This window comes from Chamaesiphon sp. OTE_20_metabat_361, from assembly GCF_031364565.1.
Window position 1 is genome coordinate 1 of sequence record NZ_JANLWO010000163.1, and the last position, 10182, is coordinate 10182.

At 45.9% G+C, this 10182-nt stretch carries 11 protein-coding genes; 3 read left to right on the plus strand and 8 right to left on the minus strand.

Annotation, left to right across the window (positions count from 1 at the left end; genetic code table 11):
- Window positions 1–175 precede the first annotated feature (175 nt).
- From RMO35_RS04485 to pheS, 5 genes are all read right to left on the minus strand, one after another.
- Window positions 176–772, minus strand: a complete 597-nt coding sequence (locus RMO35_RS04485) for an RloB family protein (RefSeq protein ID WP_309738850.1) — start codon at window positions 770–772, stop codon at window positions 176–178.
- Between the two features lie 4 nt (window positions 773–776).
- Entirely contained in the window at window positions 777–2177 is a 1401-nt protein-coding gene (locus tag RMO35_RS04490) for an ATP/GTP-binding protein (RefSeq protein ID WP_309738851.1), read from the minus strand.
- 98 nt (window positions 2178–2275) lie between these two features.
- Window positions 2276–3193: a histone deacetylase gene (locus RMO35_RS04495; RefSeq protein WP_309738852.1), complete on the minus strand. Its 918-nt coding sequence runs from the start codon at window positions 3191–3193 to the stop codon at window positions 2276–2278.
- 155 nt (window positions 3194–3348) lie between these two features.
- Window positions 3349–3471, minus strand: a complete 123-nt coding sequence (locus RMO35_RS04500) for a hypothetical protein (protein ID WP_309738853.1) — start codon at window positions 3469–3471, stop codon at window positions 3349–3351.
- A 60-nt stretch (window positions 3472–3531) separates the two neighbouring features.
- Window positions 3532–4530, minus strand: a complete 999-nt coding sequence (pheS, locus tag RMO35_RS04505) for a phenylalanine--tRNA ligase subunit alpha (protein ID WP_309738854.1) — start codon at window positions 4528–4530, stop codon at window positions 3532–3534.
- 206 nt (window positions 4531–4736) lie between these two features.
- Between pheS and RMO35_RS04510 the strand changes: the two genes are divergently transcribed.
- Window positions 4737–6290, plus strand: a complete 1554-nt coding sequence (locus RMO35_RS04510) for an anthranilate synthase component I family protein (protein WP_309738855.1) — start codon at window positions 4737–4739, stop codon at window positions 6288–6290.
- Window positions 6291–6396: 106 nt separating this feature from the next.
- Window positions 6397–7002 (plus strand): VWA domain-containing protein, encoded by a 606-nt coding sequence (locus RMO35_RS04515; protein WP_309738857.1) that lies wholly within the window; start codon window positions 6397–6399, stop codon window positions 7000–7002.
- A gap of 101 nt (window positions 7003–7103) precedes the next feature.
- Here the strand turns inward: RMO35_RS04515 and cysE are convergent, their stop codons facing one another.
- Window positions 7104–7859: a serine O-acetyltransferase gene (gene cysE, locus RMO35_RS04520; protein ID WP_309738858.1), complete on the minus strand. Its 756-nt coding sequence runs from the start codon at window positions 7857–7859 to the stop codon at window positions 7104–7106.
- Between the two features lie 274 nt (window positions 7860–8133).
- Window positions 8134–8874 (minus strand): DUF561 domain-containing protein, encoded by a 741-nt coding sequence (locus RMO35_RS04525; protein WP_309738860.1) that lies wholly within the window; start codon window positions 8872–8874, stop codon window positions 8134–8136.
- A gap of 170 nt (window positions 8875–9044) precedes the next feature.
- Here RMO35_RS04525 and RMO35_RS04530 point away from each other — a divergent pair, with 170 nt between their 5' ends.
- Window positions 9045–9716 carry an acetoacetate decarboxylase family protein gene (locus tag RMO35_RS04530; protein WP_309738862.1) on the plus strand — a complete coding sequence of 224 codons (672 nt, stop codon included), beginning with the start codon at window positions 9045–9047 and terminating at the stop codon, window positions 9714–9716.
- Here the strand turns inward: RMO35_RS04530 and RMO35_RS04535 are convergent.
- Window positions 9646–10182, minus strand: a 537-nt coding sequence (locus RMO35_RS04535) for a type II CAAX prenyl endopeptidase Rce1 family protein (RefSeq protein WP_309738864.1), incomplete at its 5' end; no start/stop codon positions are given. The two genes, RMO35_RS04530 and RMO35_RS04535, sit on opposite strands and share 71 nt — an antisense overlap.

Sequence of the window (10182 nt, forward strand, 5' to 3'; positions counted from 1 at the left end):
AATCGCTAGAAGCCCTGTTGTCAAAGCAATACCTACATTGATTTGACAAATGTTTTGCTAAAATTTTATTGATAATTAACTAAACACTCTCTTTAGTATTCGATCTGATGATTTGTACATTGTCTATAAGCGATCGGTCTCACCATCAAAATCGGAACAATAGCATTGTCAGAACCTAGACTAGATCTATTAGAATTTCGACTAATCGATAGACATGAGTTCCGATTGTGGGTGGCCAGTTTTGCTTGATATCTGGATGTAATATCTGAGCGCGTTCTACTGCGATCGACAGGTTAGGCTGATATTGGGATAAATCTAGATTGCTACCATTATAACTTCCCAAAATTTTACGCAGCCTTGCTTTAAACTGTTTACATGTTTTATCTTCAGAATTCAGCTCGTCACAATGAAGGCACAACCAAACTTCAAAGCATGGATTACTAATAGCTAGATAATAATTTTTCTGTTTAGCTTCACGACAGACAACACTTAACTTTTCGTCACCCCATCGATCGACATCAAGTACCAGCCACAACATATCATCTTCATCGAGATCGAATTGTTCTCTAAATGAATTTAAGCGATCGAGTACATAGTCAGGTGCAGATTGATTTGCACTACCTGTCGGTAACACTTTGACTTTAATCCGACTGTTGCCAAACATCTCAAAATACTGTTGTTCGGTAACGGCACCTTCAGTTGCAATTACAAAAAGTCTGGCATCACGGCGATCGTGTTGACGATCTAGTAATTTAGTTCGATTAATACCCATTACTTTAATTCTCGATCGTTTCCATTTCAGCATCTCGATCTTGACTGTTCCAGCCTAAGCTTTCAGGATTCCCAAAGAATGGAATAGCTCCAAATCGACCATTCAAGTAACCTTTCTCAATTTTTAAGTCGGGTCGAGTTTTGAATTCTGCTAATGAATATATGCTTGACGACCCTTGACGATCTTTTTCGACGAACCAAATTTCATCGCGACGAAGTAATTCTAGATCGAGCAAATTTGTATCATGAGTTGTAAAAATAAGTTGATTTTCTTTCCCTCTACAATCAATGGCTTTCTTTATAAAAAGACGTGAAAGTAAAGGATGTAGTCTTCGATCTAGCTCGTCAATAAAAATGACATGCTCATCATCACCCTGTAGTAAAAATAGTGATGGAATTAAATTAATTAATCGCTGAGTTCCTTCTGATTCTTCATCTATAGCGAAATCAATTAATTTACCATTCTCATGGCGATGCTGAGTAACTAAAACAACTAATTTTATTGAGCCATCTTCGCTTCTTACAAGAATATATTTTTTACCACTATTGTCATCAGCCACAATTGCAAAGTTTTCATCTAATTCGGATATTTTTTCAATCAAACTCTCTCTCTCTGCCATTGGCAATCGTGAAAAATGCCGATCGAAATCAAGATCGATTGTTATTTTATCAACCTTCTCTATTCCAGTACCTGCAATCATAAGAAATTCACTAAGAAAATCAGTAAAAGATTTTCTCACCACAAAAACATCTAAGTTGGCAAAGATTGATTCGGCAGGGATGATATTTAATACCTTTGCAAACCAATTAACTATTGGGAATAAAGTCTCAACATTTCGCTCAGTTGCTTCTGTTAATAATAGTTGATTTGGTCGCGTGCCTTCTGCGATAAACTCAAGAAATTGTTTGCGTCTCTTACTTCTGCCTGTAAGTCGCGATCCATAATTCACAGATGTCTTCTTTTCAGAAGATGTAATTCTCTCAAAATACATAACTTCTTTTTTCTTGCCAGGTGGAATTACATGGAGCCATTCTTCGAGAATCTGTTCTCGATTTAATTTAAATCCATAAGAATATCTTGCATCTTGATGCGTAAATATGAATTCAAATTTACTAGGTGCTTTACTATAATTTCCCAATTTAAAGGTGGACACAGGAATAGACTGACTACTGCGAGTGCCTTCTAAAATTAGATCTTGTACAAATATCAGAGCCTCAATTAGATTTGATTTACCTGCGGCATTTGCACCATAGATTGCAGCGATCGGTAATACGGGTCGTCCTTTGCCTGCGGCATCTTCCATCAGTCGATCGGCATGTTGTCGATCGCTACTAACACCCACCATACTAAAAGTAACTTCGTCTCGGAATGATAGAAAGTTTTCGATAGTTAGTTGAATTAGCATCGTTATTTTGGTTGCAGAATTTTTCTGGTATTCTGCCCTTATAACGATCTTACGCTAAAAATGATGGTTTTAAGAGAAAAAATCTCCTAAATCCAAAGTTATAGCTTGTATTTACCATAAATCTTGCTAGCTGCCCGATGAAGTAGCGAATGTCGATAAACCAAGCTGGGAATATCTTCAGCATAGCCACCACCGATGACACAGGCGATCGGATAGCCTTGAGATACACAAGTATCTAACACATATAAATCGCGATCGAATATCCCCGTATTCGTTAAAGCTAGTTTACCCAGCCTGTCGCTAATATGTGGATCTACACCCGCATCGTATAACACTAAATCTGGTTTTACCTGTGATAATAAATCGGGTAAATATTGCGAAAGGGTGGTTAAATACTCCTTATCTTCCATCCCTTCCCGTAGGGGTATATCGAGATTGCTGGTTTGTTTCTTGCTGGGGAAATTTATCTCGCAGTGCATGGAGAAGGTAAATACACTCGGATCGCGTTGAAAGATTGCCGCCGTACCATCGCCTTGATGGACATCGAGATCGACGATGAGGATCTTTTTAGCTAATCCTAACTTTTGGACTACACGAGATGCGATTGCCAGGTCGTTGAAGATGCAGAAACCCGAACCCATATTAGCAAAAGCATGATGGGTGCCACCTGCTGTATTACATGCGATGCCATGTTCGATCGCGAGTTTTGCAGTCAGGATCGAGCCACCTAGAGCGATACAAGTCCTGTTGACTAATTCGGGACTCCACGGTAAACCAATCCGCCGCTGGGCTTTAGGGTCTAATGTGCCAGTATAGTAAGCCTGAATATAAGCCGGATCGTGAACTAATTCTAACCATTCCGTCGGTGGTAATGTGGGGGCGAATGTTCGATCGGCGGTAACTAATCCATCTGCTAATAATAACTCGTACAAGATCCGAAATTTGGACATCGGAAAGCGATGACTATCGGGTAAAGGTACGACATAATCGGGATGGTAAACGATCGGGACTGACAAAATTGTTACTAATGTCTAGAGAACTTGCGAATGAATTCTAACTTTACTCAAGCGTGTTTAGACGCACTGCGATCGCAATACTACGCGATGTGATTTAGTTCACAGGATCTCGCACATTTATTAGTTAGATTGTAGGGACATCAACATATTAGGGCTTAGATCGTGCGTAAATTTCTAAACTGTGGGCTAATTGCTGCGCTGGCGATCGTACCTACTGCTGTTCGAGTCAGTGCCGAACCACCGCCAGCACCACCAGTCGTTGTCTCGGCAGATAGCACGGTTGCTACGGATTGTAGTGAGTGTTTACCAGTCAGTTGGAAGTAGATAGCTGGAATCGGCTAAAATTGGCGCAAGAAGCGGAGATCGCTACCATAGAGCTTCCGAATATCATCGATTTGGTGTAGCACCATTGCCAGTCGCTCGACCCCAAAGCCAGCCGCAAATCCACTGTATACTTCTGGATCGTGACCGACTTTAGTGAGAACATTGGGATCTACCATCCCACAGCCCATAATTTCCAACCAGCGCCCTTGCCATTGCACATCGACTTCTGCTGACGGCTCGGTGAAGGGGAAATAGCTAGCGCGGAACCGAATCGGTAGCTCCATTCCAAAGGCTTGAGTCAAGAATTCTTTGATGGTACCTTTGAGATCGGTAAAGGTTAGATCTGGGGCGATTGCTAGGATTTCAATTTGATGGAAGACGGCTGAGTGCGTCGCATCGACGGTATCGCGACGATAACAACGTCCGGGCGAAATAATCCGAATTGGCGGCTCATTCTCCTCCATGTAGTGAATCTGCACCGAAGAAGTGTGCGTGCGAAGGAGATTGCCATCGGGAAGATAGAATGTATCCTGCATATCCCGTGCGGGATGATCTGGGGGCGTATTTAGCGCCTCAAAATTGTAGTAATCTGTCTCCATTTCTGGCCCAGTTGCCACCGTATAGCCCATGCCGACAAAAATATCGACCATCCGATCGATCGTCGAATTAATCGGATGAATCCGCCCCTGGGGATAATACACACCGGGCATCGTCACATCGAGCGTCTCGGCGGCTAGCTGCGCTTGAATCTGGGCGGCTTGGAGATCGGTTTTGACCCGATCGAGTTGTGCCTGAATGGCATCTTTAACGACGTTTGCCGCTGCCCCAATTGCCGGACGCTCTTCGGGGGCTAGTTTGCCCATCCCGCCGAGGATTTTGGAGACTTCGCCCTTTTTACCTAAATAATCGACTCGCAGTTGTTCTAATGCCTCTAGCGTCTGAGTTTGGGCAATCGCCTCTAGTGCTGTCGCTTGGAGTGTCGCTAGTTGTTGTTGGAGATCGCTTAATGACATTATTATGCTCGATGTTCGCGGTGAATAGTTCCCGGTTACTAGTTACTAATTCGCGCAGTAACCGTTCGCCAATCTAGATTTTAACCGATCGAGTCGCACCTGCTGGCGATTTAGGATTATTCCTCGCCACTCCCGTTCAAAAATATATTGCCCGACGATCGCCCCAACAGGCACAATAGGATAGATACCATGCCAACATTCTTGCAATGATCTTCCCCAGCCTCGATCGATTCAGTCAGCTCGCAAGCCAAGGTAACTTTATCCCCGTCTATCAAGAATGGGTTGCCGATTTGGATACCCCTGTCTCGGCATGGTATAAAATATGTGCTGGTCAACCATACAGCTTCTTGATGGAATCTGTAGAGGGCGGTGAAACTGTCGGGCGGTACAGTTTCTTGGGCTGCAACCCTTTGTGGGTGCTAGAAAATCGCGGCGATCTCACGACGAAAACTCACCGTGATGGGAGTGTTACCACCTTTACAGGCGATCCGTTTCAGACTTTGGCTGACTGCCTGGAGCCTTACCAACCGATTAAACTGCCCCAACTGCCCGGAGGGATTGGGGGCTTATTTGGCTTCTGGGGCTATGAATTGATGAAATGGATCGAATCGCGAGTTCCCATCCATCCAGCTACCGCCCAAGACCTGCCAGATGGCTTGTGGATGCAGGTAGACCATTTGATTGTCTTCGATCGTGTCAAGCGCAAAATTTGGGCGATCGCCTATGCCGATCTCCAGGGTTGTGACGGGAATGTGGAACTCGCCTATACTCAGGCGATCGATCGCGTCAAAACCTTAGTTGAAAAGCTGCAACAGCCCCTCGCCCCCAAGTTTCTAGAATGGACGCCGCCGCAGCCTAGCCCCCCTCTGACTACTCTCCCTGCTGAATATAGCAGCAACACTTCTAGAGCGGAATTTTGCGCCCATGTGGAGACAGCCAAGGCACATATTAAAGCTGGCGACATTTTTCAAGTCGTCGTCTCGCAGCGGTTGTCTACTAGTTATACGGGCGATCCATTCGATTTGTATCGATCGCTAAGTTTAGTCAATCCCTCTCCCTACATGGCTTATTTCAACTTTGGGGATTGGCAGATTATCGGTTCTAGCCCTGAAGTGATGGTGAGAGCAGATCGCAATCGTGACGGCACGCTCAAAGCCAATCTCCGTCCGCTCGCTGGTACCCGCCGACGCGGACAAACCCCCGCCGAAGACGATGCTCTCGCTGAGGAATTACTCGCCGACACCAAGGAAGTTGCCGAACATGTGATGTTGGTAGACTTAGGGCGCAACGATCTGGGGCGAGTCTGTCAGAGTGGTACGGTAGTCGTCGATAAACTAATGACGATCGAGCGGTATTCTCATGTCATGCACATCGTGAGTAATGCCATCGGGCAACTCGCACCGGATAAAACCGCCTGGGATCTGCTCAAGGCGTGTTTTCCAGCGGGTACGGTTAGCGGCGCACCCAAAATCCGCGCCCTCGAAATCATCCACAAGCTCGAAGGCTGTCGGCGGGGGGCTTATTCGGGAGTGTATGGGTATTATGATTTTGAAGGGCAACTTAATACCGCCATCACCCTCCGCACAATGGTCGTCCGCCCCGATGATGCGGGCGGTCATATTGTCTCGGTACAGGCTGGAGCGGGTTTAGTTGCCGATTCCAATCCAGTGACAGAATATGAGGAGACTTTAAATAAAGCTAGAGGGTTGCTCGAAGCAATTCGCTGTTTGGTACCAAATTCCGAACAATCTAAAGACTAGATCTAATGATACCGATCGGACATTGCGGCGACCGACTCTCGATTTATTAGCGTCGGTTGGGTAAGCTAAAGAAAATAACAAATATCTGAATACTGAGGAATTTGACATGTTAGAAAATCGCGATTATACGTTGATTATTGACAAAAGTGGCAGTATGGCAACCAAAGATCGATCGGGTGGTGCTAGTCGCTGGCAGATTATGCAGGAATCAGCACTGGCTCTAGCTAGTAAGTGTGAAGAACTCGATCCAGACGGGATTACTGTTTATCTATTTTCGGGGAAATTCAAACGCTATGATAATGTGACTGCGGCTAAAGTTAGCACGATTTTTCAAGAAAACGATCCTGCGGGTAGAACCGACTTAGCAGCAGTTTTACAGGATGCTGTGAGTAACTATTTTCAGCGCAAAAATGCTGGTAAAACTCCAGCTAATGGCGAGCTAATCTTAGTAGTTACCGATGGCGAACCTGACGATCGCAAGGCGGTAATGCAAGTAATTCTAGATGCAACTCAAAAACTCGATCGCGATGAGGAATTAGCAATTTCTTTTATTCAAGTTGGTACGGATGAAACGGCAACTAAGTTTTTAAAAATCCTCGACGACGATCTCGGACGTGCGGGGGCAAAGTTTGATATTGTCGATACAATCACGATGGATGATATGGAAGATCTGACACTCAAAGAAATTCTCCTCAGCGCCATTAATGACTAGTCAGATCGATTTATAAGCACCTCCAAACTAGTAAACAAAATATCCCCGACTTCTTTTGAGAAGTCGGGGATATCGCTTGCGATTAGATATTTATCAGATATCTAAATTCCTGCCCCATCCAAAAATTGACGGATGACTTTATCTTCCAATTGGCAACTTTGTGGTAGCTCGATTCCTTCTGCTGAGGGAGTTTCGATGCCTTGGACGATCGCATTGCAAGTTTGTTCGACTTGCATTTTCTGAACTTGCTGCTCCAGACTTTCGATCCGATCGACTAATGCGCGGATGACTTGAGCTTCAGTATCTGGTAGGCTACCATGCTCCAATGGCCCGACGCGTTCGCCTGCTCGATACAAAATCCGTCCGGGAATGCCGACTACCGTACAATCTGAAGGTACGTCTCGCAGGACGACAGAACCCGCTCCAATGCGGACGTTGCTACCGATCTGGAGATTGCCTAAGACTTTTGCTCCCGCACCGACAACGACATTTTCGCCGAGGGTAGGGTGCCGTTTGCCACTTTCTTTGCCAGTACCGCCGAGCGTCACGCCTTGATAAATCAGTGCGTAATCGCCAATAATTGCAGTCTCACCGATGACGACTCCCATCCCATGATCGATAAATACCCCCTTGCCAATTGTCGCGCCGGGGTGAATCTCAATGCCCGTAAAAAATCTCGCCAAATGCGAAATAAAGCGCGGAATAAACGGCACGCCCATGAGATACAACCAATGGGCGAAACGGTGTAGGGACAAAGCTTGTAGCCCAGGATAGCAGAAGAGAACCTCTACCCAGTTACGAGCAGCAGGATCGCGATCGAAAATAATGCGGAAGTCAGCAATTAGTTGAGCAAGCACAGCAGTGTTCCATTATCACTAGGAGGCTATTAAGTATTTTAGCGGGTATTTGGCGATCGAGGTCAGTAGGGTTTACCGGATCTGGGGTTAGGCTTTAGGCTTTAGGTTTTGGGCTTTAGGGGAAAGGGGAAAGATCTGTAGGTTGGGTTGAAGAATGAAACCCAATACACCTACTTATGTCGGCTCAGATCCTCCAAAGGAGAAGGATAACCCACCACAACATTCTGAGTCTCCCCGGCTCCCCGTCCCCCCGTCCCCCGTCCCCTCGTCTTCTCTACCCTCTTACAACAGCAGGAGTAGCCGCCAGTGCTTCTGCCAAGCTGCGAACTACGGCAATCATGGCGATTTCATCATTGAGCTTGTTGATTGCCGAACCGACACCGATGCCAGCGGCACCAGCGGAGATGGCGAGTGGTGCGGTGACGCTGGATAAACCAGACGCACAAAGTACGGGGACATCGACAGCGCGGGAGATTTCATAAGCAGCCGCTAGGGTAGGTGCTGCTTTTTCGATTAAGCCGAGGGTACCTGGGTGGGTAGGAGTGCTGCTGGTACCGCCTTCGGTTTGGATGATATCTGCACCCGCAGCGACTAGAGCTTGGGCTAGCTCGACTTGTTTGTCCAAGCTCAAGATGTGGGGAACGGTCACAGAGAGGGTAATATTGGGCAGCAAGGCGCGAGTAGCTTGAGTGATGGCTAAAACTTCATCTGCTTCAAATCGGATGCCTTGGGCGTAGAAACTATCAAAGTTACCGATTTCGATTAAGTCAGCACCTGCGGCGACAGCAGCTACAAATAATTCGGGTTCGACAGCAGAAACGCAGATGGGAAGATTGGTGAGCTGACGTGCCATCTTGACTAATTCGGGATCGGCAGCAATATCGAGCAAGGTTGCCCCGCCTAGATCTGCGGCTCTGACTACCATCGCTACCCGATCTCGATCGAAGTTATTTAACCCACTGATGACTTTAAGGACGCGGTTATTAGCAAAGGCTGCGTGCAGGCTATTCAACATGTTTATCACTTGACGAAGGGACGTATAAGGCTGTATCTGAACCATTCTGACATCGATCGGCTAAATTTAACCCAACCGCGATACTAAAATCAACACGATCGGGCGACCTTTTTGCCCACGAATTTCCGTGTCATACTCAAAGATAGAGACCCTTTGGCGATCGCCCAATCATGTTCTATCCCGCACCTCCGTGGCAGCTTTATGGCACCGCACTCCAATCACTCCACGCGATCGATCTGGCTACAGCCAGACGCTTCGTACCGATCGATTTCGAGATCGTCCCCGTACTTCCAGGCAAAACGGTGGGTAGCTTATATCTGTCAGTCTATGAGACTAATTCGACACTTCAGTATCACGAATTAATTGTGGCTCCGGCGGTGGTGCGTTACCAAGACACAATCGGCGCATGGATTTCGCATATTTATGTCGATAATCCCGTATCTGTAGCGGGTGGGAGAAATATCTGGGGATTGCCCAAAGAGTTGGCGGATTTTGGATGGAACGATCGCAATATTACGGTTTCACAAGCTAATAAGTTGCTATGTCGAGTCGATCGATCCACGACAGCACTACCACTTTCATTCTGGGGCAAACTCAAAATTGGTGGTGATGTCTTTGGTAATTTAGAACGAGATATTTTAGCATTTCGAGGTGATGTAGAAACCGGACTCCAATGGACGCCATTTCAACTGAGTATTCCTGCTGAAAGTCCTTTTTCTGAAGTCAATTTAGGTCATCCTTGGTTGACGATCCAATTAGACAACCTGCATCTTACTGCAAATGCGCCATCAAACGTGGGACGTTCGATTTCGTCAGCCTTTGCGATCCGCCGAGACACTTGAGCCACACGCCGACAACTACCCAATGAATCATTACCGCTACCCAAATCGCACCAGTAGCTAGATAAGAAATCGTACAAACTCCACCTAACAACCCTGTCAAAGTTAGGAATCTCCAGTCCATAAAGGTGGGATTGCCCAAGCTGTAAAATGTGCGGGCATTTAATGGGTGATAGCCGATAAATAATATTAAGGATATTAGCGATGCTCCAGAGACATGTAACCATGAATCTGTCTCGATCGGGTGGGGAATTAATAATAGTCTAAATAGACATTCTTCTACCAATGCAGGCATCAAGAATAAACCGATCCACGATCGGATCTGTCGCCATAATCCCGACTGTAAATTAGCAGGTTCAGGGGTGAATGTTAAAAACTTGGATCTAAATCCGATCGATAGCGCAACTACCGCATAACCAATTAATAATCCCAATCCGAGTAGCCATCCCGCTAAATTTGGGAGCGTAAC

Excerpts from the sequence above, each read along its gene's own strand:
- RMO35_RS04485 (WP_309738850.1), bottom strand. The coding sequence starts at position 772 with ATGGGTATTAATCGAACTAAATTACTAGATCGTCAACACGATCGCCGT.
- RMO35_RS04490 (WP_309738851.1), bottom strand. The coding sequence starts at position 2,177 with ATGCTAATTCAACTAACTATCGAAAACTTTCTATCATTCCGAGACGAA.
- pheS (WP_309738854.1), bottom strand. The coding sequence starts at position 4,530 with ATGTCATTAAGCGATCTCCAACAACAACTAGCGACACTCCAAGCGACA.
- RMO35_RS04510 (WP_309738855.1), top strand. The coding sequence starts at position 4,737 with ATGATCTTCCCCAGCCTCGATCGATTCAGTCAGCTCGCAAGCCAAGGT.
- RMO35_RS04515 (WP_309738857.1), top strand. The coding sequence starts at position 6,397 with ATGTTAGAAAATCGCGATTATACGTTGATTATTGACAAAAGTGGCAGT.
- RMO35_RS04525 (WP_309738860.1), bottom strand. The coding sequence starts at position 8,874 with ATGTTGAATAGCCTGCACGCAGCCTTTGCTAATAACCGCGTCCTTAAA.
- RMO35_RS04530 (WP_309738862.1), top strand. The coding sequence starts at position 9,045 with ATGTTCTATCCCGCACCTCCGTGGCAGCTTTATGGCACCGCACTCCAA.